Annotated in this window: 24 protein-coding genes; 14 read left to right on the plus strand and 10 right to left on the minus strand. The window is 71.0% G+C overall.

From position 1 onward, the window contains the following. Positions 1 to 118: 118 nt before the first annotated feature. On the minus strand, positions 119 to 904 hold the full coding sequence (gene lexA, locus KXC43_RS25720; RefSeq protein ID WP_221378722.1) for a transcriptional repressor LexA: 786 nt from the start codon (positions 902 to 904) through the stop codon (positions 119 to 121). 267 nt (positions 905 to 1,171) lie between these two features. On the opposite strand from lexA, the gene KXC43_RS25725 reads away from it, so the two are divergent. The 3 genes from KXC43_RS25725 to KXC43_RS25735 all read left to right on the plus strand — a co-directional run bounded on the left by KXC43_RS25725 (position 1,172) and on the right by KXC43_RS25735 (position 5,328). Then, positions 1,172 to 1,510, plus strand: coding sequence for a LysM peptidoglycan-binding domain-containing protein (locus KXC43_RS25725; protein ID WP_221378723.1), 339 nt, complete (start codon positions 1,172 to 1,174; stop codon positions 1,508 to 1,510). A 327-nt stretch (positions 1,511 to 1,837) separates the two neighbouring features. Then, complete coding sequence (gene nrdR / locus KXC43_RS25730) at positions 1,838 to 2,356, plus strand: transcriptional regulator NrdR (RefSeq protein ID WP_221378724.1); 519 nt, start codon at positions 1,838 to 1,840, stop codon at positions 2,354 to 2,356. Between the two features lie 65 nt (positions 2,357 to 2,421). Continuing rightward, positions 2,422 to 5,328 carry a vitamin B12-dependent ribonucleotide reductase gene (locus KXC43_RS25735; protein ID WP_221378725.1) on the plus strand — a complete coding sequence of 969 codons (2,907 nt, stop codon included), beginning with the start codon at positions 2,422 to 2,424 and terminating at the stop codon, positions 5,326 to 5,328. A gap of 49 nt (positions 5,329 to 5,377) precedes the next feature. Here KXC43_RS25735 and KXC43_RS25740 read toward each other — a convergent pair whose 3' ends face one another. Further along, entirely contained in the window at positions 5,378 to 6,334 is a 957-nt protein-coding gene (locus KXC43_RS25740; protein ID WP_221378726.1) for a carboxypeptidase-like regulatory domain-containing protein, read from the minus strand. A 247-nt stretch (positions 6,335 to 6,581) separates the two neighbouring features. Here KXC43_RS25740 and KXC43_RS25745 point away from each other — a divergent pair, with 247 nt between their 5' ends. Genes KXC43_RS25745 through KXC43_RS25755 form a run of 3 tightly spaced genes read left to right on the plus strand, consistent with a single transcriptional unit; the run spans position 6,582 to position 9,405 of the window. After that, positions 6,582 to 7,736: a phosphotransferase gene (locus tag KXC43_RS25745; protein WP_221378727.1), complete on the plus strand. Its 1,155-nt coding sequence runs from the start codon at positions 6,582 to 6,584 to the stop codon at positions 7,734 to 7,736. Between the two features lie 16 nt (positions 7,737 to 7,752). Next, the gene (locus KXC43_RS25750; RefSeq protein WP_221378728.1) at positions 7,753 to 8,964 is read left to right on the plus strand and encodes an MFS transporter; all 1,212 of its coding nucleotides are present in this window, start codon (positions 7,753 to 7,755) and stop codon (positions 8,962 to 8,964) included. Positions 8,965 to 8,976: 12 nt separating this feature from the next. Beyond that, entirely contained in the window at positions 8,977 to 9,405 is a 429-nt protein-coding gene (locus KXC43_RS25755) for an SRPBCC family protein (protein ID WP_221378729.1), read from the plus strand. Here the strand turns inward: KXC43_RS25755 and KXC43_RS25760 are convergent. Further along, the gene (locus KXC43_RS25760; protein WP_221378730.1) at positions 9,380 to 10,279 is read right to left on the minus strand and encodes an alpha/beta fold hydrolase; all 900 of its coding nucleotides are present in this window, start codon (positions 10,277 to 10,279) and stop codon (positions 9,380 to 9,382) included. The two genes, KXC43_RS25755 and KXC43_RS25760, sit on opposite strands and share 26 nt — an antisense overlap. A gap of 139 nt (positions 10,280 to 10,418) precedes the next feature. Here KXC43_RS25760 and KXC43_RS25765 point away from each other — a divergent pair, with 139 nt between their 5' ends. Then, positions 10,419 to 10,970, plus strand: a complete 552-nt coding sequence (locus KXC43_RS25765) for a hypothetical protein (protein ID WP_308129249.1) — start codon at positions 10,419 to 10,421, stop codon at positions 10,968 to 10,970. A 21-nt stretch (positions 10,971 to 10,991) separates the two neighbouring features. Here the strand turns inward: KXC43_RS25765 and KXC43_RS25770 are convergent, their stop codons facing one another. Beyond that, entirely contained in the window at positions 10,992 to 11,708 is a 717-nt protein-coding gene (locus KXC43_RS25770) for an iron-dependent transcriptional repressor DtxR (RefSeq protein ID WP_221378731.1), read from the minus strand. Positions 11,709 to 11,898: 190 nt separating this feature from the next. Between KXC43_RS25770 and KXC43_RS25775 the strand changes: the two genes are divergently transcribed. Together KXC43_RS25775 and KXC43_RS25780 are read left to right on the plus strand one after the other, a co-directional pair. Then, positions 11,899 to 13,083 carry an acetoin utilization protein AcuC gene (locus KXC43_RS25775; RefSeq protein ID WP_221378742.1) on the plus strand — a complete coding sequence of 395 codons (1,185 nt, stop codon included), beginning with the start codon at positions 11,899 to 11,901 and terminating at the stop codon, positions 13,081 to 13,083. 55 nt (positions 13,084 to 13,138) lie between these two features. After that, positions 13,139 to 15,685 carry a bifunctional acetate--CoA ligase family protein/GNAT family N-acetyltransferase gene (locus KXC43_RS25780; RefSeq protein ID WP_221378732.1) on the plus strand — a complete coding sequence of 849 codons (2,547 nt, stop codon included), beginning with the start codon at positions 13,139 to 13,141 and terminating at the stop codon, positions 15,683 to 15,685. A 283-nt stretch (positions 15,686 to 15,968) separates the two neighbouring features. On the opposite strand, the gene sigB is transcribed toward KXC43_RS25780, so the two are convergent. After that, on the minus strand, positions 15,969 to 16,922 hold the full coding sequence (gene sigB, locus KXC43_RS25785) for an RNA polymerase sigma factor SigB (RefSeq protein ID WP_221378743.1): 954 nt from the start codon (positions 16,920 to 16,922) through the stop codon (positions 15,969 to 15,971). A 294-nt stretch (positions 16,923 to 17,216) separates the two neighbouring features. Here sigB and KXC43_RS25790 point away from each other — a divergent pair, with 294 nt between their 5' ends. Then, a complete protein-coding gene (locus tag KXC43_RS25790) occupies positions 17,217 to 18,005 on the plus strand; it encodes a sporulation protein (RefSeq protein ID WP_221378733.1) in 789 nt (262 codons plus the stop codon). Here KXC43_RS25790 and dtd read toward each other — a convergent pair. The 5 genes from dtd to KXC43_RS25815 form a co-directional block, all read right to left on the minus strand. Then, on the minus strand, positions 18,002 to 18,424 hold the full coding sequence (gene dtd, locus KXC43_RS25795; RefSeq protein WP_221378734.1) for a D-aminoacyl-tRNA deacylase: 423 nt from the start codon (positions 18,422 to 18,424) through the stop codon (positions 18,002 to 18,004). The two genes, KXC43_RS25790 and dtd, sit on opposite strands and share 4 nt — an antisense overlap. Positions 18,425 to 18,517: 93 nt before the next feature. Then, entirely contained in the window at positions 18,518 to 19,195 is a 678-nt protein-coding gene (locus tag KXC43_RS25800) for a phosphotransferase (RefSeq protein WP_308129250.1), read from the minus strand. Between the two features lie 321 nt (positions 19,196 to 19,516). Further along, on the minus strand, positions 19,517 to 19,867 hold the full coding sequence (locus KXC43_RS25805) for a hypothetical protein (protein ID WP_221378735.1): 351 nt from the start codon (positions 19,865 to 19,867) through the stop codon (positions 19,517 to 19,519). Positions 19,868 to 20,051: 184 nt separating this feature from the next. Continuing rightward, positions 20,052 to 22,487 carry an ABC transporter permease gene (locus KXC43_RS25810; protein ID WP_221378736.1) on the minus strand — a complete coding sequence of 812 codons (2,436 nt, stop codon included), beginning with the start codon at positions 22,485 to 22,487 and terminating at the stop codon, positions 20,052 to 20,054. Next, a complete protein-coding gene (locus KXC43_RS25815) occupies positions 22,481 to 23,194 on the minus strand; it encodes an ABC transporter ATP-binding protein (protein WP_308129251.1) in 714 nt (237 codons plus the stop codon). The genes KXC43_RS25810 and KXC43_RS25815 overlap by 7 nt, the downstream gene beginning before the upstream one ends. A gap of 142 nt (positions 23,195 to 23,336) precedes the next feature. Here KXC43_RS25815 and KXC43_RS52820 point away from each other — a divergent pair, with 142 nt between their 5' ends. The 4 genes from KXC43_RS52820 (at position 23,337) to KXC43_RS25835 (ending at position 26,309) form a co-directional block, all read left to right on the plus strand. Next, positions 23,337 to 24,509: a sensor histidine kinase gene (locus KXC43_RS52820; RefSeq protein ID WP_221378738.1), complete on the plus strand. Its 1,173-nt coding sequence runs from the start codon at positions 23,337 to 23,339 to the stop codon at positions 24,507 to 24,509. After that, the gene (locus KXC43_RS25825; protein ID WP_221378739.1) at positions 24,506 to 25,153 is read left to right on the plus strand and encodes a response regulator transcription factor; all 648 of its coding nucleotides are present in this window, start codon (positions 24,506 to 24,508) and stop codon (positions 25,151 to 25,153) included. The genes KXC43_RS52820 and KXC43_RS25825 overlap by 4 nt, the downstream gene beginning before the upstream one ends. A gap of 49 nt (positions 25,154 to 25,202) precedes the next feature. Further along, complete coding sequence (locus tag KXC43_RS25830) at positions 25,203 to 25,769, plus strand: HhH-GPD-type base excision DNA repair protein (protein ID WP_221378740.1); 567 nt, start codon at positions 25,203 to 25,205, stop codon at positions 25,767 to 25,769. Between the two features lie 132 nt (positions 25,770 to 25,901). Continuing rightward, positions 25,902 to 26,309 carry a DUF3099 domain-containing protein gene (locus KXC43_RS25835; protein ID WP_438870914.1) on the plus strand — a complete coding sequence of 136 codons (408 nt, stop codon included), beginning with the start codon at positions 25,902 to 25,904 and terminating at the stop codon, positions 26,307 to 26,309. The last annotated feature ends 12 nt before the right edge of the window (positions 26,310 to 26,321 follow it).

Below are 26,321 nucleotides of genomic sequence, written 5' to 3' on the forward strand. Positions count from 1 at the left end.
GCGCTCAGCCTCGGCCGGGCGCTGCGCTCAGCCTCGGCCGGGCGCTGCGCTCAGCCTCGGCCGGGCGCTGCGCTCAGCCTCGGCCGGGCGCTGCGCTCAGGCCAGGATTCCGGTCGGCTCAGACACGGCGCAGGACGGCCACGACGCGGCCCATGATGGTCGCGTCGTCGCCGGGGATCGGGTCGAAGGCCGGGTTGGCCGGCATCAGCCACACGTGCCCGTCGCGCTGGCGGTAGCGCTTCACGGTCGCCTCGCCGTCGATCATCGCGGCCACGATGTCGCCCGCGTTGGCCGTGGGCTGCTGCCGCACGACGACCCAGTCGCCGTTGCAGATGGCCGCGTCGATCATCGAGTCGCCCTTGACCTCGAGCATGAAGACCTCGCCCTCGCCGACCAGCTCGCGCGGCAGCGGGAAGAACTCTTCGACGGCCTGCTCGGCCAGGATCGGGCCACCGGCGGCGATGCGGCCGAGCAGCGGCACGTAGGCCGGCTGGGGGCGGGCCGAGCGCAGCGTCTCGTCGTCGACCATCTCGGCGGGGGAGCGCACGTCGACGGCCCGCGGCCGGTTGGGGTCGCGCCGCAGGAAGCCCTTGGTCTCCAGCGCCTTCAGCTGGTAGGCCACGCTCGACGGCGAGACCAGCCCGACCGCCTCACCGATCTCACGGACGCTCGGCGGGTAGCCGTAGCGGTCGACCCAGTCGCGGATGAACTCGAGGATGCGGCGCTGGCGGGCGGTCAGATCGGCCGTGACCGGCTCGGGGAACTGGCTGACCACCGGAGTGACGGAACGCAGCTGCGGCGCGTCGGCGGCACGCCCGCGGTTCGGTGTGCGGCGGCGCAGGGCCGCGCCGTTGTCGGGCTTGGTCTGATGTTGCCGGCTGCTCGTCCGGTCGTCGGTCGACACGTCCGCCTCCCTGTCGGCCAGTGCCTTGTCGGCACGTGGTGCTCTTCGCGGAGCCGAGCGCTTCGCCGTGGGGATGGCGTGTGCCCGGCTGACCCCTTTGAGGGAGAACCGTAATCGCGGGGTGCGACATATTCAAACATCTGTACGACATTCTTCCGGCGTGTCGCCCGGAAGTGCTCGACTTCCGTACGCGTGTTCTGATAGACCGTCGTACGGGCGTTCGATCGAACGCCCGTACGAAGATCATCTTCCGCCGGGAGGAAAGCCATGGTGACGAACGTTGTGGTGGCCCCGAGGGTGCGGCCGGGCCAGCCCCCGCTGCGGCTCACCCGGCGTGGGCGGGCCGTCGTGCTCGGCTTCCTCGTCATGCTGGCCTCGCTCGCCAGCGCCGTGCTGTTCACCACCGCGTCCCGGGCCGAGCAGCCGCCGTCCGGCCCGCCGCCGTCGATCGTGGTCCGCCCGGGCGACACGTTGTGGGACATTGCCGCGCGCACCTCGCCCGAGCGCGACGGCCGTGCGGCCGTCGACGAGTTGCGCCGCCTCAACGGCCTGTCGGGCTCCGTCGTGTGGCCCGGCGATGTTTTGATCTTGCCGCGGGACTCGTGATCGAAGCGGGGCTCCGCAAGATCAAAGCGGTGTCAGGCGGGAAAACAGCGCATGATCACCTCGTTCCGTGAGGGTGCGGTCAACCGCTCGTGTTGAGTCGCAAAATACGGCGCGTCGGCGTGCCACTTCGCTTGCGTCCGCGTCCGCCGCGGCATAGCGTCTACCCCAACATCTAGTAGTTACAAGGGTGTAAGTCATCCACAGGTTGGGGTTCGCCTCCACCGGTTATCCACAGGCCGTGAACGGCGCAAGCTGGCCCGTTGCCAGCGAGCAGCCGTATTTTTGCGTGCCCGCGTTTCCGGTGACAGGCGCCGGAGGGGGTTCGAGGTGCGCTGTCCGTACTGTCGCCACGCCGATTCTCGCGTGGTCGACTCGCGCGAGGCCGACGACGGTCAGTTGATCCGTCGCCGTCGATCGTGCCCCGAGTGCGGCAAGCGCTTCACCACGGTCGAGGAGGCCGTTCTCGCCGTCGTGAAGCGCAGTGGTGTCACCGAGCCCTTCAGCCGCACGAAGATCATGAGTGGTGTTCGCAAGGCCTGTCAGGGCCGGCCCGTCGACGAGGACTCGATCGCGCTGCTCGCGCAGAAGGTCGAAGAGACCGTCCGGGCCAAGGGCGCGGCCGAGATCCCCAGTCACGAGGTCGGGCTGGCGATCCTGGTCCCGCTGCGGGAACTCGATCAGGTGGCCTATCTCCGGTTCGCCAGCGTCTACAAGTCCTTCGACTCGCTCGACGAGTTCGAGAAGGAGATCACCGCGCTCCGCGAGGCGACGATCGTCCGCGAGTCCGGTCTGCGCCACCCGGTGGCGCCGCGGTCCGGCGGCCGCACACCGAAAATCGGCGGATGACGAAGCCGAAGCGGACCACGAAGCAAAGACGAGTGGTAGAAGCAGTGTCAACGAGGGGGAGCAGTATGGCCGGGGACGGCATCACAGCAGGTCGGCAGCGCAGCCGTGCGAACGGCAACAGCGCGGCCGACGGGGGGCTGCGGGTCGAGCGGGTCTGGACGACCGAGGGGGTCCACCCGTACGACGAGGTCGAGTGGGAGCGCCGCGACGTCGTCATGACGAACTGGCGGGACGGCTCGATCAACTTCGAGCAGAAGGGTGTCGAGTTCCCCACCGCGTGGAGCATCAACGCGGCGAACATCGTCACCACCAAGTACTTCCGCGGAGCGGTCGGCACGCCCGACCGTGAGTGGTCGCTCAAGCAGCTGATCGACCGGGTCGTCTCGACCTACCGCAAGGCGGGCGAGAAGCACGGCTACTTCGCCACCAAGGCCGACGCCGAGCTGTTCGACCACGAGCTGACCTGGATGCTGCTGCACCAGGTGTTCAGCTTCAACTCGCCGGTCTGGTTCAACGTCGGCACCAAGTCGCCGCAGCAGGTCAGCGCGTGCTTCATCCTCTCGGTCGACGACTCGATGGACTCCATCCTCGACTGGTACAAGGAGGAGGGGCTCATCTTCAAGGGTGGCTCCGGCTCCGGCGTCAACCTGTCGCGCATCCGCTCGTCCAAGGAACTGCTGTCGTCCGGGGGGACCGCCAGCGGGCCGGTGAGCTTCATGCGCGGCGCCGACGCGAGCGCGGGCACCATCAAGTCCGGCGGCGCCACCCGGCGAGCCGCGAAGATGGTCATCCTCGACGTCGACCACCCCGACATCGAAGAGTTCGTGCAGACCAAGGCGCGTGAGGAAGACAAGATCCGCGCCCTGCGCGACGCCGGCTTCGACATGGACCTCGGCGGCGCCGACATCGTCAGCGTGCAGTACCAGAACGCCAACAACTCGGTGCGCGTCAGCGACGAGTTCATGAAGGCGTACGAGACGGGCGCCGAGTTCGGCCTGCGCAGCCGGCAGGACGGCGAGGTCATCGAGACCATCGACGCCAAGAAGCTGTTCCGCGACATCGCCCAGGCCGCCTGGGAGTGTGCCGACCCCGGCATGCAGTACGACGACACCATCAACGACTGGCACACCAACCCCGAGACCGGCCGCATCACCGCGTCCAACCCGTGCTCGGAGTACATGTCGCTGGACGACTCGTCCTGCAACCTGGCCTCGCTCAACCTCATGAAGTTCCTCAAGGCCGACGGCGGCTTCGAGGTCGAGAAGTTCGTCAAGAGCGTCGAGTTCATCATCACCGCGATGGAGATCTCGATCGCTTTCGCCGACTTCCCGACCGAGAAGATCGGCGTCACCACCCGGGCCTACCGCCAGCTCGGCATCGGCTACGCCAACATCGGCGCGCTGCTGATGGCCTCGGGCCTGCCGTACGACTCGGAGGCCGGCCGGAACGTCGCCGCCGCCATCACGTCCCTGATGACCGGCACGGCCTACCGCCGCTCGGCCGAGATCGCCGGGGTCGTCGGCCCGTACGAGGGCTACGCCCGCAACGCCGACGCGCACAAGCGCGTCATGCGTAAGCACGCGGCCGCCAACGACGACATCCGCCCGGCCGGCTCGGTCGCCACCGACCTCGTCCGCGAGGCCACCAAGCAGTGGCAGGAGGGCCTCAAGATCGGGGAGAAGAACGGCTGGCGCAACGCCCAGGCGTCGGTGCTGGCCCCGACCGGCACCATCGGCCTGATGATGGACTGCGACACCACCGGCATCGAGCCCGACCTGGCCCTGGTCAAGTTCAAGAAGCTCGTCGGCGGCGGCTCGATGCAGATCGTCAACCAGACGGTTCCGCGCGCCCTGCGCAGCCTCGGTTACCCCGAGGAGCAGGTCGAGGCGATCATCGAGCACATCTCCGAGAACGGCAACGTCGTCGACGCCCCGGGCCTCAAGCCCGAGCACTACGCGGTCTTCGACTGCGCCATGGGCGAGCGCGCGATCGCGCCGATGGGCCACGTGCGCATGATGGCCGCGGTGCAGCCGTTCATCTCGGGCGCCATCTCGAAGACGGTCAACATGCCCGAGACGGCGACCGTCGAAGAGATCGAGAACATCCACTACCAGGGCTGGAAGCTCGGCCTGAAGGCGCTCGCGATCTACCGCGACAACTGCAAGGTCGGTCAGCCGCTCTCGGCCGCCGGCACCAAGAAGACCACGACCGAGGTCACCCCGGCCGCGTCGACCGAGGTCGAGAAGGTCGTCGAGAAGGTCATCGAGTACCGCCCGGTCCGCAAGCGCCTGCCCAAGAAGCGCACGTCCGAGACGGTGTCCTTCTCGGTCGGCGGCGCCGAGGGCTACCTCACCGCGTCGAACTACCCCGACGACGGCCTCGGCGAGGTCTTCCTCAAGATGTCGAAGCAGGGCTCGACGCTGGCCGGGGTGATGGACGCCTTCTCCGTCGCCATCTCGATAGGGCTGCAGTACGGCGTCCCGCTCGAGACGTACGTCAGCAAGTTCACCAACATGCGCTTCGAGCCGGCCGGCATGACCGACGACCCCGACGTGCGCATGGCGTCCTCGGTGATGGACTACATCTTCCGTCGCCTGGCGCTCGACTTCCTCCCGTACGACACCCGGGCCGACCTCGGCATCTTCACGGCCAAGGAACGGGCCGCCCAGGTCCAGGCGGAGGCCGCCGCCGACGCCGCCGCCGTGGTCGACCTGGCCGGCATGGCCGCGTCCGCCCCGGTTTCCGCCCCCGTCGGCGCAGCCTCCGCCCCCGCTGAGGCCAAGCCGCCGACGCTCGACGCGGAAGACAAGGCGGCCCCGTCCCCGGTGGCCGGCTCCTCAACCGAACTGCTCGAAATCGTGACGGGCCACTCGGCCGACGCGCCGCTCTGCTTCACCTGCGGCACCAAGATGCGCCGGGCCGGCAGTTGCTACGTCTGCGAGGGCTGCGGCAGCACCTCCGGCTGCAGCTGAGGCAGCACGAAAAGGGCGGCCCGGCGTATGCCGGGCCGCCCTTTCCCATTCAGGGGAGCAGGGTGTCGTTGACGGTGGTCACCGTGCCCAGGGTGAGGGCGAACTCGGTGGCCTCGTCGTAGGAGGCGGCCTGGTAGGCGTACTGGCTCCGGCCGTCAGCCGTGCGGAACGAGACCTTCACCGGGCCGGGGTTCAGCTGCTCGAAGCTGTAGCGGCCGTCGGCGTCGGTGGTGGTCTGGAGCTCGAACGCGGTCTGGGTGTAGATGAATCGGACTGTGGCGGCCGCGACCGGCGCCCCCGCGGCGTCGACGAGGCGACCGGTGAGGGACGCGGTTTCCAGGAACTGGTCGTCGACCCTGACCTTCTGGCCGGAGGCGACCGTGTAGTGGCGGGCCTGCTGCTCGTCGGTGGTGCCCACGGCGTACTGCTGGAAGTTGCCGTCCCGGTAGCTGACGACGTAGTCACCGCGAGGCGGCACCGGCAGCGAGTACGTGCCGTCGGCGGCCGTGGTGGTCTGGTACGGGCGGGCCGTGTTGTAGTCGTCCACGGTGACCGGCACGCCGGCCGCGGGGCCACCCGTCGGCGTGGTCAGCCGGCCGGAGAACGAGCCCGCCCGCTCGACGACGCTGTTGACGACGGTGACGCGGTGGGCCGTCACCGGATAGGTCCGGGCGTTCTGGTGGCTGCGCTCGCGGCCGGGTGCGTACTCGGACCAGCCGGCCAGTCCGATCTCGACCTTGTACCGGCCGGCGTCGAGGTCGGCGACCCGCCACTTGCCGGCGGCGTTGGTCGTGGTGACGGCGACGGGGTTGCTGTCCTCGTTCACTGTGGGCCAGACGCTGATCGTGGCGCCGGCCACGACCGCGCCCCGGTCGTTCCGGACCGTCCCGGTGAAGAGGCCGTTGTTCCAGTCGGCCTGGGCGGGTGACGCGCCGACCGCTACTGCTCCGGTGCCCGCCACGGCGGCGGCGAGAACGGTTCTGACGATGATTCTCGGTGCTCGCACTGTTGTGTCCCTTTCGGATTGTTGCCTGCTGCCCAGAACCTATGGGCGGCAGGGAACGCGGAGCATCGATGCGGCCGGTTCGCGGCACGAACTCGGTAGTCGACCGGTCACACCCCGCATCGTCGGCCAGATGGGCTAATCTGAGTGGCGCGTGTCGGGTACGCGCCGAGACTCGCCGGAAGGCTTGAAGCCATCCCCGTCAAGACGGCACTGTGCCTGTGCGAGTCCGGGCGCTGAGCGAGGAACCATGAAGACCCTGCCCGACCACGCCAACCTCGACCATCTGCGCCGCCAGGCCAAGGATCTGCTGGCCGGCCTGCGCGACTCGGAACCCGGCACGAGCCTGGCCGACGCCCAGGCCGCCCTGGCCGGGCAGTACGGATTTCGTACGTGGGCCGACCTGAAGGCCGAGGTCGACCACCACAGCCGAGCCGATGTCGCCCCGGCCGGGTTGGCCCAGCAGATCGCCGCCCGCTTCGCCCTGGGTTCGGTGCGCGGCGAGATGCGGTCCTACGCGCGTCCCGACGAGTCGGGCCGGCGCTGGCTGCTCGAGACGGACCGCGGACGGTTCGCCCCGCGCACGGTCGACGACGTCTACCCACCGACCGACGGTGAGCAGAACACCCGCTTCCAGGAGCAGGCGGCCCGAGCCGGCGTGCTGCTGCCGGCTCCCGTCCGCAGCGTCGACGGCGCGGCCTCGGAGCTGATCCTCGGCAACCGGTGGCGTGTCTACGAGTCGCCGCGTTCGGGCCCGCCCCTGGCGGCTCCCGTCAGTGCCACGATCACCTACGAGGTGGGCCGGCTGCTGGCGATCCTGCACGGCCTGGCCTTCCCGGCGCCGGGCATCTGCCCCTGGAACGCCGGGCGCCTGACCGGAGCGAGCTGGCCCGAGCTGGCCGACCGGGCGCACGCCAAGGCGGCTCCGTGGGCGCCGCTCCTCACCGCCGCCGTCCCCACCCTGGTCGGGTTGGGGTCGCTGGGCGGCGGGACAGAAACGAGAACTCCGGTTCTCTGCCACAACAACTTCAACCCGGGCAACGTACGCATGGGGTCCGCCGGTCGTCTCGTGATCACCGGCTGGGAGCACGCGGCCGGCCTGCCGCCGGAGTGGGAGCTGGCCGCCACCCTGACGAGGTGGACGGTGGACCCGGACGGCGGCGTCAACGTCGCCGGCGCCCGGGCGCTGCTGACCGGTTACGGCGCCGAGCCGGGCGGGCTGACCCTCGCCTCGTTCCACGGCGCCGCGACAGCGTTGCAGAACTACGTCGCCGGTCAACTCGATCTGGCTCTCGAGGCCGCCGGCCCCGGAGGGGTTCGCTACGCCGACCGCAATGTCCGTCATCTGCTGACCCATCTGCCGTCCCGGAGCACCTTCGAGCAGCTCCTGGAGGTCCAGGTTTAACGTGTAAGTTGAGGTCGTGACCGCGACTGAACTCGATCGTCCACGCCTCGACCGAGCGCGAATCGCCGTCGGCTTCACGTTCGCCACCAACGGTCTGGCGTACGCCGGTTGGCTCGCCCGGGCGCCCGCGGTCCGCGACGGTCTGGAGCTGTCAGCCGCCGGTTTCGGTCTGCTCCTGCTCTGCCTCTCGGCCGCCGCGATCGCTGCCATCCCGCTGGCCGGCCCGCTCGTGCAGCGGGTCGGCCCGGCCCGCGCCGTGCTCCTCGGCAGCACGTCGATGGTCGTCGGCCTGACCGGCCTCGCCACCGGCACGCTCCTCGGGTCGGTCCCGCTCGCGGGCGTCGGCCTGGTGCTGGCCGGCATGGGCAACAGCACCTGGGACGTCGCCATGAACGTCGAGGGGGCCGACGTCGAGCGCCGCCTGGGCCGGACGATCATGCCGCGTTTCCATGCCGGCTTCAGCCTGGGCACGGTCCTGGGCGCCGCGTTCAGCGCCGTGGCTGCCGCGGCCGGGCTCCCCATCTGGGCGCAGCTCTACATCACGGCGGCGCTGGCGGCGGCCGTCACCGCCCCGACCGTGCGCCACTTCCTGCCGTACCGTCCGCTGCCGGCCGGCCAGAAGCCCGCGATGAGTGTCCGCCGCGCCTGGCGTGAGCCCCGCACCGTGCTGATCGGCCTGGTCATGCTCGGGTTCGGCTTCACCGAGGGCACCGCCAACGACTGGCTGGCCATCGGCCTGGTCGACGGCTACGGCGCCGGCGACACAGTCGGCGCGATCGCCTTCGCCGTGTTCGTCACCGCCATGACGCTGGGTCGCCTCTTCGGCGGTTACGCCATCGAGCGCTGGGGCCGGGTCGCCACCCTGCGGGTCACCGCGGCTTCGGCCGCAGTGGGCCTGCTGCTGGTCGTGACCGAGGTCGGCGTGCCGGTCGCCATCGCCGGGGCCCTGCTGTGGGGAGCGGGCGCGTCGCTCGGCTTCCCCATCGGCATGAGCTCCGCGGCCGACGACCCGGCCCGGGCGGCGATCCGGGTCTCGGTGGCCGGTTCCATCGGCTACGGCGCGTTCCTCGCCGGCCCGCCGCTGATCGGGCTGCTGGCCGAACATCTGGGCGTCCTGCGGGCCATGCTCTGCGTCTTCGGCGCCCTGGCCATCGGCCTGATCGCCTCCGGGGCCACCCGGCCGCTGCCGGCCGAGCCGGACGGGGTGGCACGAGCGGCGAAACAGTGACAGCCTCGGGCGATGGCTTACGACAGCTCCGCGGTGATCGAGTCGCGAGTGGACGCCCCGCCCGAGCAGGTCTGGTTCGCGCTGACCGACGCCGCCGCCCTCACCGCCTGGTACTGGCCGGCCGCGATGCAGCCCCGCGCGTTCTCCGAGCCGGTGGTCGGCGGCCGCTTCGGCATCGACGCGGGCGACATGGGCTTCGCGGGGGAATACCGCGAGCTCGACCCGCCCCACCGCCTGGTGCAGTCGTGGCGCTGGGCCGGTGACGACCGTGACAGCCGGGTCACCATCGAGCTCACCCCGTCCGGCGACGGCACCGGCCTGCGGATCGTCCACGACGAGGTCGACGACGAGACGGCCGCGATGTACCGCGCCGGATGGGAGAGCTGCCTGACCCGCCTGCCGGCCTACCTGTCGGCTACGCCGAACGGAGGAAGTCGGTGATCAGGCCGGCCAGCACGGCCGGCTGCTCGACCACCATGGCGTGCGACGCGTCGGCCAGCTGCAGGTAGCGCGGATGACCCGCGGCCCGCACCTGCTCGAGCAGGAAGCGGCGGTGGGCCTCGTACAGCTCGGCGAACGGCTCCTGCTGGGGCAGGTTGCGCGTGGGGAGGACGACCAGCTCGGGACACGACGTGCCGGCGTAGACCGGCCCGAGGTCGAGTTCGTTCATCAGCGTACGCAGTTGGCTGGTCACCGCGGCCGACGGGCGCAGCGACGTCTCGCCGTTCTCGTGGGCCAGGTTGCGCCGGAAGCCCTCGATCCAGACCTTCTCGTTGGCGCCCATGTCACGCGCCGCGGCCTGCTGGCTCTCGACCAGGTCGGCCAGTCGATCGGCCTCGATCACCCGGCCCGCCTGCGCCTCGATCTGGTTGAAGGTCGCGTGCAGTCGCTCGAGTTCGGCCGACGCCTTCGCCGGGTCGAGGCCGGGCAACTGGTCGACCGACGTCGGCGGCGGGTTGCCGTCCAGGCTGACCACGCCCGGGGCCTCCGGATGCCGCTGGCCCCACAGCGCCGCGAGCATGCCGCCGAGCGAGTGCCCCACCACGGCCGGTCGTTCGATCTCCATCTGTACGCACACCGCGGCCAGATCGCCCAGCGCCGAGTCCCACGTCCAGGTGCCCTCGCCCGAGCGCCCGTGCCCCCGCAGGTCAACCGTGATCACACGGTGGTTCGGTCGCAGGGCCCGGGCCAGCGTGGTCATCGTCGCGAGGTTGCCCCCGGCCCCGTGCAGCAGAAGCAGTGGCGGCTGGTCGCCCCCGAAGTCGCGCACCGCCAGCGGCACGTCGCCCGCATCGATCAGCCGGTCGTTAATCATGTCGCCATCCTGTCGGCCGTTGACGCTGAGTGTCCAGTCGCTGGATCACTGTGCGTACATCATTCGTTTCGTCTGCGGGCTTTCGTGAGCCTTGCCCGGACCAGTACGGTGTGTCCCGGATCTCTCGGGAGGATCAATCGTGCGTTCCGTCGCTGTGGTCGGCGTCGTTCTGCTGCTCGCGCTGACCGGTTGCGAGAAGCGGGGCGAGGAACAGGCCGCCGCCCCGAAGCCCGTCACGGTCGAGCAGGCGCCGGCCGCGTCGGCCGGCGGCGCCTGCATCCTGTGGGACTACGCGTTCATCAAGCAGAAGACCGGCGTGGCGTTCGACGTGGCCGCGTCCGACCAGATCGACGACACGTCCACCTGCGTCGTGCAGACCACGGCCGGCGACTACCCCGACCTGATGCTCTCGGTCGTGGAGAGCACGAAGGCGAGCCCCGCACAGTTCCTGGCCGACCTGAAGCCGTCGAAGGCCACCAAACTCAAGGGCGTCGGCAAGGCCGCCTACCGCCTCTACACCCCGCCCGCCGCGGGACACGGCCCGACCATCGAGATCGGCTGGCTCAGCGAGGCGAAGCAACTGCAGACGCTGCGCTTCACCTTCGACAAAAAGGCGCCGGCCGCCGCCGTGTCCGCGATGAACCCGAAGCTCATCGCGCTCGCCAAGGCGATGGACACGACCGACGGCTGACGCCTTTCTCAGCGGCGTAACTCAGTGCGCCGCGACGAACACCCGCGACGCCACCTCACGCGGCAACCGGATCTTGTCGCCGGAGCGGTCGATGGTGACACCGTCGCGTTCCTGAGCCACCGTCACCGTCGTGCCCGGGTCGATGCCCGCCGCGTGCAACTGGCGCAGCACGTCGGCGTTGGTCTGCACGCTCTCGCAGATGCGCTGGACCACGACGCTGCCGGTCAGGCCCGGGAACGCGAGGTTGCGCTCACCGACGCTGACCTGTGCCGCGCTGTCGAGCGGTTCCTCGTCGTCCGGGACGCCGAGCGCCTCGAGACCGGGGATCGGATTCCCGTACGGCGAGCGGGTCGGCTTGTTGAGCAGCTCGTAGACCTTCTTCTCGACCGAGTCGCTCATCACGTGCTCCCAGCGGCAGGCCTCCTCGTGGGCCTCCTCGTAGGGCATGCCGATGACGTTGACCAGCAGCAGTTCGGCCAGCCGGTGCTTGCGCATGACGGAGACCGCGGTCGACCGGCCGTCGTCGGTGAGGACGAGATGACGATCGTTCTCGACCGTCAGCAGGCCGTCACGTTCCATCCGCGCGACCGTCTGGCTCACTGTGGGACCGCTCTGGTGCAGCCGCTCGGCGATGCGCGCCCGCAGCGGTGGCACACCCTCTTCCTCGAGCTCGAGGATGGTGCGCAGATACATCTCGGTGGTGTCGATCAGGTCGTGGTTGTGCACCGACGCCTTCATGCCCCGACCTCCAAGCGGTCTCGGTGGACCGCCAGCGCGGAGCTGACGACAGAAACATTCACAATGCGGCCCTCCCAGCAGCGATAATACCTCGTTGCCGGGGGTTGACAGACGCCCCGAGCAGGTGCAAGAAGCCTACCTGACCGTCCATCTGCCGGTCGCGTGCGGAAAGCGTGGCAGCATGACTGTCATGGTTGATCCGACGACCACGGTGGTGTGGGACAGGGCCCTGCTCGACTACGACATGGGCGAACACCCGCTCAATCCCGTGCGCGTCGAGCTCACCATGGCTCTGGCCCGGGAATTGGGCGTCCTCGATCGCCCGGGTGTCCGCATGGTCACGCCCGAGCCGGCGACCGAGGCCGATCTCACACGCATCCATCGCCCTGACTATCTCGACGCGGTCCGGCGCGCCCCGCTCGACCCGTTCTTCCGCGGCTGGGGCCTCAACACCGCCGACAACCCCGTCTTCGACGGCATGCACGAGGCTTCCGCCCGCATCTGCGGCGCGAGCATCGCGGCGGCCGAGGCCGTCTGGTCCGGTACGACCACCCGTGCGGTCAACATCGCCGGTGGCCTGCATCACGCGATGGCGGCCCGCGCGGCCGGTTTCTGCGTCTACAACGATCCGGCCGTCGCCATCGCGCGCCTGCTCGACCGGGGCGCCCAGCGGGTGGCCTATGTGGACGTCGACGTCCACCACGGCGACGGCGTGCAGGCCGCCTTCTACAACGATCCCCGCGTGCTGACGATCAGCCTGCACGAAACCCCGCTCACCCTCTTCCCGGGCACCGGCTTCGCCGACGAGACGGGCGGGCCGGGCGCCGAGGGCCTGGCGGTCAACGTCCCGCTTCCCCCCGGCACGGGCGACGGAGGCTGGCTCCGGGCCTTCCACGCGATCGTGCCCTCGGTCCTGCGCGCGTTCGCCCCCGAGATCATCTTCAGCCAGTGCGGCGCCGACTCCCACCTGCTCGACCCCCTCGCCGACCTGCGGCTCTCCGTCGACGGCCAGCGCGCGGCCCACCTGGCGATGCGCGACCTGGCCGACGAGCTCTGCGACGGCCGCTGGGTGGCCACCGGTGGCGGGGGCTACGCGCTGGTCGAGGTGGTGCCCCGGGCCTGGACCCATCTGCTCGCCACAGCCACGGGCGATCCGCTCGACCCGCATACGCCCACCCCGCAGGCCTGGCGCAAGCTCGCCGCCGAGCGGTGCCCCGGCGTCACGGCGCCCGAGACGATGACCGACGGCACCCCACCTCCGGCCGAGCAGTGGCAGCCGGGCACCACCCCCGACGCGGTCGACCGGGCCATCCTGGCCAGCCGCATGGAGGTCTTCCCGCTGCACGGGCTCGATCCCCACGACCCCCGCGACTGACCGGCCCACGGGGCCGCCGATCCCACGACGAGCGCCAGCGGCGAGAGGAGGAGACATGGACATAAGCGCGGACGTCCTGCTCTCCGACGGCAGTGCCGTCCACCTGCGACAGATCGAGCCCTCCGACGCCGAAGCCATCGTGCAGTTCCACTCCCGGATGAGTGATCGCACCCGCTACCTGCGCTATTTCTCTCCCTATCCGCGCATTCCGGAGCGCGACCTCGAACGCTTCGTCAACGTCGACCACCACGACCGCGAGGCCTTCGTCATCGTCAGCGGCCCGCGCATCATGGCGGTCGGCCGCTACGAGCGCCTCGGCCCGGATTCGCCCGACGCCGAGGTCGCCTTCGTCGTCGAGGACGCCCACCAGGGCCGCGGCATCGGCTCGGTCCTGCTCGAACACCTGGCCGAGGCCGCCCGCGCCAACGGCATCACCCGTTTCGTCGCCGAGGTCCTGCCCGAGAACGGCGGCATGCTCCGCGTCTTCAGCGACTTCGGCTATCAGGTCCAGCGCAAGTACGCCGACGGTGTGGTTCACCTGAGCTTCCCGATCGCGCCCACCGAGAAGTCGCGCGAGGTGCAGGAATCGCGCGAGCACATCACCGAGGCCCGCTCGATCGCCCGACTGCTGTCCCCCCGCGCGGTCGCGGTCTACGGCGCCAGCGCGAGCGGCCAGGGCATCGGCGCGGCCATGCTCGGCCACCTGCGCGACGGCGGCTTCACCGGCCCGATCGTGCCCGTCCACCGCAGTGCCGACCGGGTGGCCGGGCTGCGCGCCTACCGCTCGGCCACCGAGGCCGGCGTCACGATCGACCTCGCGCTCGTCGCCGTCCCACCCGAGGGTGTCGCGGCCGCGCTGACCGACGCCGCGGCCAGCGGCGCCGGCGGTCTGGTGGTCGTCTCGGCCGGGTTCGCCGAGGCCGGTCCCGAGGGCGGCGCCGCGCAACGCGCGCTGATCGAGGGCGCGCATGCTGCCGGGTTGCGCGTGGTGGGGCCGAACAGCATGGGGGTGGCCAACACCGACCCCGGCGTACGGCTGAACGCCACCCTGGCGCCACGCCTGCCCGTCGCCGGGCGGGTCGGCTTCTTCAGCCAGAGCGGCGCGCTCGGGGTCGCGCTGCTGGCCGAGGCCGAACGCCGGGGGCTGGGCCTGTCCAGCTTCGTCTCGGCCGGCAACCGGGCCGACGTCTCCGGCAACGACCTGCTGCAGTACTGGCGCGACGACCCCGGCACGGACGCGGTGCTGCTCTACCTCGAGACGTTCGGCAACCCGCGCAAGTTCGCCCGCCTGGCCCGCCGCATGAGCCGGGTGAAACCGGTCGTCGCGGTCGCCTCGGCCACCCGTCCGCCCGGTCTCGCCGGCGACCTGCCCGGTCCCGACGTCAACGCGGTCACCGCCCTGTTCGCCCGCTCCGGCGTGATCCGCGTCGACACCGTCCAAGAGCTTTTCGACGTCGGTCTGCTGCTGGCGCACCAGCCGCTGCCCGCCGGTCGCCGCGTCGCCGTGGTCGGCAACTCGTCCGCTCTGTCGGAGTTGGCGGTGGCCGCCTGCCGGGCCAACGGCCTGACCGTCGCCGCCGGTTATCCGCGCGACATCAGCCCGCAGGCCGGCGCGCACGACTTCGCCGACGCGCTGGCTGACGCGGCCGTCGACGAGCGGGCCGACGCCCTCGTCGTGGTGTTCGCGCCCCCGCTGCCCGGCCAGCTCGCGGACGAGGACGCCGACTTCGCCGCCGCCCTGGCCGGCGTGGCCCTCGCCGGCGAGAAGCCGACCGTGTCGACCTTTCTGCTGGGCAGCCTCACGCCGCGCGTCCCCGCCTATCCCTCGGTCGAGGAGGCGGTGCGCGCCCTGGGCCGGGTCGCCACCTACGCCGACTGGCTACGCCGCCCACCCGGCGTGATTCCGCTGCTCGAGGGCGTCGATCCGGTCGCCGCTCAGGTGGACGGCCCACCCAGTGAGCTGCTGGCCGCGTACGGCATCAGCGTGGTCCCGTCCACGCTGGCGACCACCGCCGACGAGGCCATCGCGGCCGCCGAGGCGCTCGGCTACCCGGTGGCTCTCAAGGCCGCCGGCGGCGCCCTGCGTCATCGCATCGACCTGGGCGCGGTCCGCCTGGCCCTGGCCGACGAGGACGACGTGCGCGCCGCCTACGCCGAACTGGCCACCGCGTTCGGTCCCGACGTGCTGGTCCAGACCATGGTTGCCGCCGGCGTGGCGTGTCGTGTCGAGGTCATGGAAGATCCTGCCTTCGGTCCGATCGTCGGGTTCGGGCTCGGGGGAGTGGCCAGCGAACTCCTGGGTGACCTGGCCTGGCGGGCCGCGCCGTTGACCGACCGCGCGGCCGAGGCCCTGGTGGTCGAGCCGCGCGCGGCCCCGCTGTTGCACGGCTACCGCGGTTCCGCCCCCGTTGACCGCGACGCCCTGATCGACCTGCTCCTCCGCGTGGGCCGCCTCGCCGACGACCATCCCCGGCTGCGCAAACTCTCCCTCAACCCGGTGCTGGCCCGCCCCGACGGCATCTCGGTGCTGCACGCCGCCACCGAGATCGGCGACCCCGCCCGCCGCCCCGACACCGGCCCCCGCCGCCTCCGCACCCCATAACCACAGCGCGCCGCCGGCCCTCGTCGTCTTCGCATCCCATAACCACAGCGCGGCGCCGACCCTCGTCGTCTTCGCGCCTGCGGCCCCTCGCCGCTGACCAACGCGATACGCGCGAGCCCGGCGCGGCAGCGGGCCCTGTGATCACTGCCAACGCGGGTGCTCCATGGCGCGTACTCAAAAAGGCGCGACCATCGCACCCACCCGGACCAAAGAACCGCCCACCCGGACCAAAAAGAACCGCCCGGTCGAGCCGAAGCTCGCCGGGCGGTGATGTCACAAGAAATCAGCCCGCATACGCCTCGAGCCGGGACGAGCGCTCCGGGTCGCGGAGCTTGAGCATGGTGACCTTCTCGATCTGGCGGATGCGCTCGCGGCTCAGGCCGAACTCGCGTCCCACCTCGTCGAGGGTGCGCTGACGGCCGTCGTCGAGGCCGAACCGCAGGCGGATCACCGCCGACTCGCGCTCGCTCAGCGTGGCCAGGACGATCTCGACCTCGCTGCGCAGCTCGCCGGAGCCGACCGTCGCGCCGGGCTGACTCGGGTCGACCGCGGCCACGAAGTCACCGAGCGCGCTCTCGCCGTCCTCGCCGACGGCCTGGTCGAGGCTGACCGGCTCGCGGTCGTACGAGATCAGCTCGATGACCTGGAACTCGGGTACCGCCATGGCCTCGGCGATCTCGGCGATGCTGGGCTCGCGGCCCAGCGACGCGGCCAGGTCGCGGCGGCTGCGCACCATGCGGTTGACCTGCTCGACCATGTGCACCGGGATGCGGATGGTGCGGGCCTGGTCGGCCATGGCGCGGGTGATGGCCTGGCGGATCCACCAGGTGGCGTACGTGGAGAACTTGTAGCCCTTGGTGTAGTCGAACTTCTCGACCGCGCGGATGAGGCCCAGGTTGCCCTCTTGGATCAGGTCGAGGAAGGCCATGCCCCGCCCGGTGTAGCGCTTGGCGATGCTCACGACAAGTCGCAGGTTGGCCTCGAGCAGGTGATTCTTCGCCGCCTTACCCTCCGCGGCGATGATCTGCAGGAGGGGTGCCAGGTCTTCGGCGGCCTCGGCGAACTTCTCCTCGGCGTACAGGCCGGCTTCGATCCGCTTGGAGAGCTCGACCTCTTCGACCGCGGTGAGCAGCCGGGTGCGTCCGATGCCGTTGAGGTACGCACGAACCAGATCGGCGGAGACGCCGCGCTCGTCCGTGGCGTCCAGGTCGGTCAGGAGCTCGACACCGTCGGTCATGCTGCTGTTGTCGACGGCAACCGCCGTCTTGGACTCCGACGCCTTCATCTGCAGGACCACCTTTCAGTCCCCTCCCCGCTGAGTACTGTCTCGTGCATTCCCAGCCGCTTCGTGCCGGTGTGATCGATAGCTTGGCCTGGGGCGCGTTAAACCGAGGTGAGGCAAGCGTCCAGGTGGCATGAATCAGGGAGAACCCTGACGTCGCCAAGCCGACAAGTAGCCGGTTCGCCGGTACTCGCCGCGTGTTGCGCGCCGATACTGTTCCCCAAACGCCCTTGAGGAGGAGATGGTTCAGTGGTCTTCAAAAAGATGATGCAAGCCTTCGGTGTCGGCGGGCCGTCAGTCGAAACTGTGCTGGCCAACCCCAATTGCCGGCCCGGCGGTTTCCTTGAGGGCCAGGTCCACGTGCTCGGGGGCGACCACGCCGTCGACGTCGAATATCTGGCGGTCGGGCTGATCACCCGCGTCGAGGTCGAGAGCGGCGACAGCGAGTACAACACCGATCAGGAATTCCACCGGCAGCGGCTGACCGGCTCCTTCCGGCTCGACCCGGGCGCGAAGTACGACGTCCCGTTCCGGTTCGACGTGCCCTGGGAGACACCGATCACCGAGGTGTACGGGCAACACCTGCACGGCATGACCATGGGCCTGACCACGGAGCTCGAGATCGCCCGCGCGGTCGACAAATCCGACCTGGACGCGGTGGCGGTGCACCCGCTGCCGGCCCAGGAACGCATCCTCGACGCGCTGCTGCGGCTGGGCTTCCGCTTCAGCCGGGCCGACGTCGAGCGCGGCCGGGTCTACGGGGTCGAGCAGCACCTGCCGTTCTACCAGGAGATCGAGTTCTACCCGCCGTCGGCCTACGCGAGCGGCATCAACCAGCTCGAGCTCACGTTCATCCCGACGCCGCACAAGCTGCAGGTGGTGCTCGAGATCGACAAGCGGGGCGGAGTGTTCACCGAGGGGCGCGACGCGTTCGGCCGCTTCGACATCGACTACGCGACCGTCGACCAGGCCGACTGGGCCGGTCAGCTCGACAACTGGCTGCGCCAGTCGGCCCAGCGGCGCGGTCTGTTCTTCTAAAGCTCGATCAGGATCGTCCGCGGTCCGACATTCACGCTTTCGACGAGCATGTGCGCCCGGAAGCGGCCGGTCTCGACGGTCGCTCCCCGGGCGCGCAGGCTTTCGACGTACGCGGTGACGAGCGGCTCGGCCACCTCGGCGGGCGCAGCCGCGTTCCAGGTGGGGCGCCGCCCCTTGCGGGCGTCCCCATAGAGCGTGAACTGGCTGACCACCAGCAGCGGCGCACCAAGATCGGCCGCGGAAGCCTCATCGTCCAGGATGCGCAGTTCGTAGGTCTTGCGAGCCAACTCGGCGGCCTTGGCCGGGGTGTCGTCGTGGGTCACGCCGACCAGCACGAGCAGCCCGTCCTCGATCTTGCCGACGACTTCGTCATCCACAGTGACGGCGGCCCGGCTGACGGTCTGTACCAACGCCCGCATCTGTCCCACTCTCATTCTCGCCGCGCTGACGTCGGCCGGCTCGCACACTGCACCCACTGGCGCAGGCGATCCACGAGACCTACGAAAGCTTATTCAGCTGTCGGCGGCATCGCTTCCCGCGCGCCGCACCCGGGCGGCCGCGATCGGGAGGGCGGCCACCTCGTCGGCCGACATGGTCCACTGCCCGGCCCGGTAGGCGACGACCTCGTCCAGCTGGGCGAGCGGGTCACCGGGCACCAGTTGCATCAGCCGGTCGAGCATGGCCCCGGCGTCGGCGCCGATCTCGTGGCCGATCGACCCGATCGCGACCTGAGCCAGGATCAACGCGGTCAGCGCGGTGTCGAAGTCGGGATCCCCGTCGCCCGCATTGCACCAGTCGATCACCATCGGCCCGCGGTCGGTCAGCAGGATGTTGTCCGGGTGCAGGTCGAGGTGCACGACCGACCCCACCCCACCCCGCCCCGGCAACGCGTGAAGCCGGCGCAACAGATCCGCCATGATCGCCGCCGCCGCGTCCGGCGCCAGCTTCCCGTCCAGATACGCGGCGGCCATGGTCGGCCCGACCAGCCGCTCCATCTCCAGATCGGGGCCGTCGGCCCGATAGACGCGCGGCACCGGATAACCGAGGCTCGCGGCGTACGCCATCACCGCGGCCTCCCGCGAAGCGTCCCCACCGCCCCGGTACCGCCGCAGCACCGTCCCCGCATCGAGCGCGTACACGTCTGCTTCCCGCCCCGAGGCGAACGGCTCACCCAGCGCATCTCTGCCCACGCCGGTGACGGTAGCCCAAAGCGCCCCCCGGCGGCGGCCCGCAGACCGCCGCCGCAAACACCGGAGGGCGCACCCGCTCCGCCAGCCGTAGACGCCACAGCGCCCGACCGGCTTCGCCAGCGGCCGTAGGCGCCACAGCGCCCGACCGGCCACGTCGTCCCGGCGTTGCACCGTCGCCGTCCGTGCGATCCGCCGCCGAAGACGCCAAGGCGCTCGACCGGCCCTCCGTCACCGGGAACGCCACGGCGCCAACCGCCGGCGTCTGCCGTCCCTGTACGAAAGGGCTGGTCTGCGGGGCTGGGACGGCCGTGGTGGTCGTGGTCAGTCGACGGCGTTGCTGCTGGCGTCGCTCGTGTAGCCGTCGACCGGCGTCTCCATCGCGCCGGTGGTGGCGTCGCCGGTCGTCGTGTTGGCGACGCCGGGCCCGGAGCGCGGGCGCGTGCGGAAGCTGTTCGGCCCCGCGGTGCCACCGGTCGTGGTCATGATGCCGTGCTCGGGGTGCGGTCCGCCGTCCTGGAGCTGGTCGGTGTCGGTGCCCGCCGCCAGCGTGCTGGACAGCCCCGGGTCGTCGTCACCCTTCTCGGGCCGGTAGGTGCTGGGCTCGTCGAGAACGCCCGGGCCGTAGTCGCCGCCCAGGATCTCCCGCTCGATGTCTTCCTGCGAGTCGCTCATCTCGTTTCCTTTCGGCAGATCGGCTGGAGGTGCCCCGAGGGCCCGCCGGTAAACCGCGAGGCGCTGCGCGGCGTGGCCACGATCACCCCTGGGTGTCGGCGTGCCCGCCGCCAGTTGTTCGAACCGGCGGAGGCGCCCGGAGCTCGGCCCGGCGCGCGGCCGACGCGAGGTCCCCCGACGGTCATCATGCTCGCTCCCGGAGCGGGTTGGCAGCGGTCAGACAAGCCTGGGCCGGAACCGTGGCAGCAATCACGGCGAGGACGAAGCATGTACCCACCGCGGCCGCCAGCACCGGCCACGGCACCGTGAGCGCGACCGATGTGCCGGTCTGCGCCCGGAGGCCCGCCGTCGCCCCGCGGAGAGCGAGAAGTGCGGCCGCGATTCCCAGTAGCGAGCCGACCACGACGGCGAGCGCTGACTCGCCGGCGACGGCCAGCAGGACCTGCCGCCGGGTAGCGCCGGCCAGCCGCAGCAGCCGGTAGTCGTTAGCCCGTCGCGCCGTCGCCATGGCCAGCGTGTTCGCGACGGCGAGCGCGCCGTACCCCACCGAGATGCCGATCAGCAACAGCGTGAAGATCCAGACCTGCCGGTCCTCCTCCGAGTCGGCCTCCCGCGCGTATGTCTCGACATCGACCACCCGTCCGCCGAGAGCAGCCGCCGCCGGAACACCCCCGCCCGAGGGTGCCATCGCCTGACTGCCGCCCGGGGGCGCCGTCGCCAGGCCGCCGCTGGCGGAAGCCGTCGTCTCGCCGCCGCCGGGGGGAGCCGTCGCGTCGCCGCCGCCGGGCGGAGTTTTCGGTGGAGCACCGCCGTCGAGGGGCATCGCCGGCACCAGCGCGGACGGGTCGTGGCTGCGCACGGCCCGGCGGGACAACAGCATCCCGGCTGATCCTGGACGGTCCGGTTGGATGGCCGACACCCGCAGTGCGACCCGGGCGCCGTCGGCGAACGTCGCGGTGATCGTGCCACCCTGGGCGACGCCGAACTCGCGGGCACGGGACTCGGCGAGGACCACGCGGCCGTCGCCCGGCCCGGACGGCGACCCGGCGGCTGTCGTCACTGTCTCGCCTATGTAGACGCTGGTGAGCAGGTCGCCGGTGGGCGCGGCGGCATCGCTGAGGCCGGGCGTGCCGTCGGGAACGACCACCTTCTGCGTGCCCGTGGCCTCGGCCCGGCGATCGGCGTAGGCCTTCTCGGCCGTCTGGACATTGCCCGCGATGAACACCGAGAAGGCCACCGTGAGCAGCACCGGCGCCGCCGTGGAGGCCGTCCGCCGGGATCCGGCCACGGCGCTCTCACGGATCACCGTGCCCAGCGCCCCGCCCGCCGGTCGCAGGACGAGTCGCACCACCATTGGCACCACGGCCGGCGCGAGCACGGTCGCGGAGACGATGAGAGCCATGGCCCCCAGCAGCGCGTAGGTCCCCAACGCGGACACGTCGTCGGTGACCACCGTGGCCGCGCCGGCGGCGACACCGACGGCGGCGAACACCAGCCCGACGAGCCATCGGCCGCGGGTCATCGGGCGAGTCTCGACCTCGGCCCGGCGCAACGCCTCGAGCGGGCGCACCCGAGCGGCCCGGCGAGCCGCCAGCAGCCCACCGGCCACGGCGACGAACGGCCCGAGGACGACACCGGCCAGGATCGGCCAGACGTGGACGCTCACCCGGAAGGACTCGGGTTGGAACCCCGCATCGACCAGCACGCCCCCGACCAACGGGGCGCACAGCAGACCCAGGGCGGCGCCGCCGGCACCGCCCCAGAGCCCGATCGTCGCGGCTTCTCGCAGCACAGCGAGCCAAACCTGACGGGGCGTGGCGCCGACCGCCCGCAGCAGACCGATCTCACGCCGCCGCTGGTTGACCGAGAGCGCGAGTGTGGAGGCGATCACGAAGATCGACGAGAACACCGAGAGGGCGACCATGGCCGTGAGCACCTGGAGCCCGATCCACCGGTTGCGCGCGTCGGACCGCGGCTCCAACCGCCCCAGCCCGTCGCCGTGCAGCACGGTGGCGCCCGGCGCCGCGGCCCGCACGTCGTCAGGGTCGGGATCGCCGGTCAACCCGATGACGCGAACGCCGGGTGCGAGGCGCGCTGCCTCGCTGTCGGCGACGTAGAGCCGGGCGGCGTCGATCAGGCCGGTGACCTTCCAGGCGGCGGGGCCGGCGGCGGTCAGGACGGTCACCATGCCGCCCACCGGGACGCCCAGGCTCGCGCCCAGCACCACCTCGCGCACGCCGGTCGCCGGTTGTCCGGCGACGAGGTGATCGGATGCCATTGCCGCGCCGGCCCAGCCGTAGCCCTGCCGGATCTCGGCCACCGGGCGACCGGCCACCACCGGCTGCGCGTAGAACGGGCGGTCGGCGACTGCCGCCTCCACGCCGGGCACGGCCGCGAGCCGGGCCGACAGCTGCGCCGCCTCGTCGCTCGGCCACGGGCGGGACTCGGGGAAGGGATCGGCCGGTGTGGTCACGCCGGGGCTGTGCACGGCGACCGTCACCGCCGCGAACCGGTCGGGGCGCTGGGGACGGGCTGAGGCCAGCAGCGTGAGGGTCAGGGTGACCACGGCCGCGCCGACGAGAACCGCGATGAGGGAGCCGAGCCGGTCACGCGTCAGCATGATGCCTCGGCCCGCGCCATCTGGGCCGCGATGACCTCGGCCGGGGCGCCGTCGAGGCGGTCGGCGAGACGCCCGTCGGTCAGCAGCAGCACCGAATCGGCCCATGCCGCGGCGACCGGATCGTGGGTCACCATGACGATGGTCTGGCCCTGCTCGGTGGCCAGGGAGCGCAGCAGCTCGAGGACGTGGCGGGAGGTCTGGTTGTCGAGCGCGCCGGTCGGCTCGTCGGCGAAGATCACGGCGGGCCGGGTGATCATCGCGCGGGCGATGGCCACGCGCTGCTGCTGACCGCCGGACAGCTCGACCGGACGATGCTCGGCCCGATCGGCCAGGCCCACCGACTCGAGCGCGGCGGTCACCGCGTCGGGCGTGATGCGCCGGCCCGACAGCCGCAGCGGCAGGGCGACATTTTGCGCCGCGCTCAGCGACGAGATCAGGTTGAAGGCCTGGAAGACGAAGCCGATCCGCCGGCGGCGCAGCAGAGTCAGACCGGTCTCGTCGAGCTCGGCCAGGCGGACACCGTCAACCGTCACCTGGCCGGAGGTCGGACGGTCGAGGCCGGCGGCACAGTGGAGCAGAGTGGACTTGCCCGAGCCGGACGGGCCCATCACGGCGGTGAAACTGCCCGCCACGAGATCGATCGAGAGCCCGTCGAGCGCGGTCACCCGGCTCGGACCGGCGCCGTATTCCATCCGGAGATCTCGCATCGAAACCATCGGTGTCGTCATGGCGTCGAGCTTCGCGAGGGGAAAGCCGGATGTCGTCAAACCTGGGTTCCGAGGCGGGGAGGCAGAAAATCGAACCCTGGGTTGACGCCACGGATCATCCGGCCTCGATAACGTCGCCCTCGTGACTGCCGCTACGCCCTCGCTCCTCCTCCGGAGGCTCAGCCGTGGCCAGCTGATCGCCATCGACGGTCTGCTGGCCGCCGCAACCGTGCTGGTCTGCTGGTACGCGGCGACCGAGACGCCGATCAGCCCTCAGGCCGGCTGGTCCGAGCCGGGCTGGGCGTCCTTCCTCGTCGGTCTGGCCGTCGGCCTGCCGGTCGCGGTCCGTCGCCTGTGGCCGGTCGCCGCGGCCGCCGCGGTCCTTGGCCTCGTCGCGCTCGCCGTCGGCTCCGGTGCTGTTCCCTTCTACGCCGGCCCGGCGCCGGTCGTCGCGCTGGGCCTCGTCCTCTACTCGGTCGGCCTCCAGGTGCGACGCCGGCACTCCGTGCCCGTCGTTCTGGCGGCTGCGGTGGTCGTGGCAGCGGTGTTCGGCGCGACCTCGCGCGACGTGATGGGCACCGCCCTGATCACCTGGGTGGCCGCCGCATGCTGGGCGACCGGGCGCGTCGTCCGGGAGCGTCGAGCCCACGCGGCCGCCCGGGCCGAGCAGGCCACCGTGCTGGCGGTCGAGCAGGAGAGGCTGCGCATCGCCCGCGAGCTGCACGACATCGTCGCCCACAGCATGAGCATGATCGCGGTCAAGGCGACGATCGCCGACCACGTGGGCGACGAGCATCCGCACGAGATGCGCGAGGCCCTGCGGGTCATCGCCGCCACCAGCCGCGAGACGCTGGGCGAGATCCGGCGGGCGCTGGGGGTCGTCCGGGCCGAGGCGGCCATGAAGCCGATGCCCAGGCTGGCCGACCTCGACGACCTGGTCGAGGCAGCCCGGTCCACCGGGCTGACGGTCGACTTCGACTCTCGGGCCGAGACCGCACGCTCAGCGGATCTACCCGACGATGTCGCGTTGTCGGTCTATCGCGTGGTGCAAGAGGCCCTGACCAATGTGGTCCGGCATTCCGGGGCAACACGCTGCCAGGTCGAAATCGTGGCCGGTGACGGCCATGTCGGTGTGCGGGTGACTGATGACGGTTCTCGCCACGGCGAGGGCGAGAGCGCGGCCCCCCGATCCGCGGCTGGGCAGGGCCTGGTCGGCATGCGGGAACGCGCGGCCCAGTTCGGTGGCGAGCTGAATGCCGGCCCGCAGCCGGGCGGTGGGTGGGTAGTGGCGACGACCATGCGGTACGCGGCATGACCGACATCCGAGTGGTCGTCGCCGACGACCAGGTGTTGGTGCGAGGCAGCTTCCGACTGTTGATCGACCACACGCCCGGGCTCGCGTGCGTCGGGGAGGCCGGCACCGGGCGGGAGGCGGTCGAGGTCGTCCGCCGGGAACGCCCCGACGTCGTGCTGATGGATATCCGGATGCCCGACATGGACGGCATCGAGGCCACCCGCGAGATCTGCCGGGGGCTCCCGGCGGTCGAGACGCGGGTGCTCGTGCTGACCACGTTCGACCTGCGGGAGTACGTTCTCGGGGCGCTTCGGGCCGGCGCGCAGGGCTTCCTCATGAAGGAAGCGCTGCCCGAGGAGTTGATCGCGGGGATCAGGCATGTGGCGGCGGGCGGCCGGCTGCTGGCCCCGACGGCCCAGGGCCGGCTGATCGACGCCTACGTCGAGCTGCCCGAGCGCCAGGTGACGCCGCTGCCCCACATCACCGGCCGCGAACGCGAGGTGCTGATCCTGGTGGCGCGCGGCCTCTCGAACGACCAGATAGCCGCCGATCTGGGCGTCAGCATGTCGACGGTCAAGACCCACATCAACCGCCTACTGGCCAAGTTCGATGGCCGCGACCGCTCCCACCTGGTCATCGCCGCCTACGAGGGCGGCCTCCGATGACCGTGGGGACAGCGGCGGCACGGCCGGGAGACCTGCGAAGATGAGCGTCATGACGCTTTCGCTGCCGATCGACGCCGAGGCCAACGAGCTGCTGTCCACCGATCCGCTGGCGCTGCTGATCGGCATGGTGCTCGATCAGCAGATTCCGCTGGAGAAGGCGTTCAGCTCACCGTTCGTGCTGGCGCAGCGGCTCGGGCACGCGCCGACCGCGGTCGAGTTGGCGGAGTTCGACCCCGAAGCTCTGGTCGCGATCTTCGCCAAGCCGCCTGCGTTGCACCGGTTCCCCAAGGCGATGGCGGCGCGGGTGCAAGAGGTGTGTCGGGCACTGGTCGACCGCTACGACGGCAATGCCGCCCATCTCTGGGACGGCGTCGATGACGGGGCCGAGTTGCTCAAGCGGGTCGCCTCGTTGCCGGGGTTCGGCAAACAGAAGTCGCAGATCTTCGTGGCGCTGCTCGGCAAGCAGTACGACGTGCAGCCGGCCGGGTGGCGGGAAGCGGCCGGCGGCTACGGCGAGCGGGGTTCGTACAAGTCGGTGGCGGACATCGTCGACGAGCAGTCGCTGGGCAAGGTCCGCGCCTACAAGAAAGAGATGAAGGCCGCCGCCAAGGCCTGAGCCGGTTCGGGTAACGCTGTGTGACCTGCGGTGATGCGTACGCCATCGAGTTGTTCTTGGCCCGCGACCGGCAGGCAGTGGGCGCACCGGCACGAACGGTGTAAGGATGGGCTGTCGATCGGAGACCCCATCGTGAAGAAGCAGCCGGACCGAGCGGTTCTCATCACGGACGCCGCTCGTAGTCAGGACGCTCAGTTCCGCAGCCGGCAGATCCGCTACGTGTCGATGATGAGCATCCGTGCCGCCTGCCTGATTGTGGGCGCGGTGCTGATCAGTGTCCGCCCGCCATGGCTCCCGTTGTGGCTGACCCTCTGCGCCGCCGGCATGGTCTTCCTCCCCTGGGCGGCCGTGCTGATCGCCAACGACCGCCCGCCCAAGAGCAAGGCCGAACGCGCCGCCGACGCACTCGCCCGCGAGCCGAAGCCGCAGGTCACCCTGCCGCAGCATTCGCCCGAGTCGACGGAATACCTGACCATCGACCTCGAGCCCACCGAAACCGGCGAACACTGGATCCCCGCCGACCCCCGCGACAAGCGGTAGCCGCGCTCTCCA

The sequence above is a fragment of the Paractinoplanes polyasparticus genome (assembly GCF_019710575.1).
Lineage (GTDB): Bacteria > Actinomycetota > Actinomycetes > Mycobacteriales > Micromonosporaceae > Actinoplanes > Actinoplanes polyasparticus.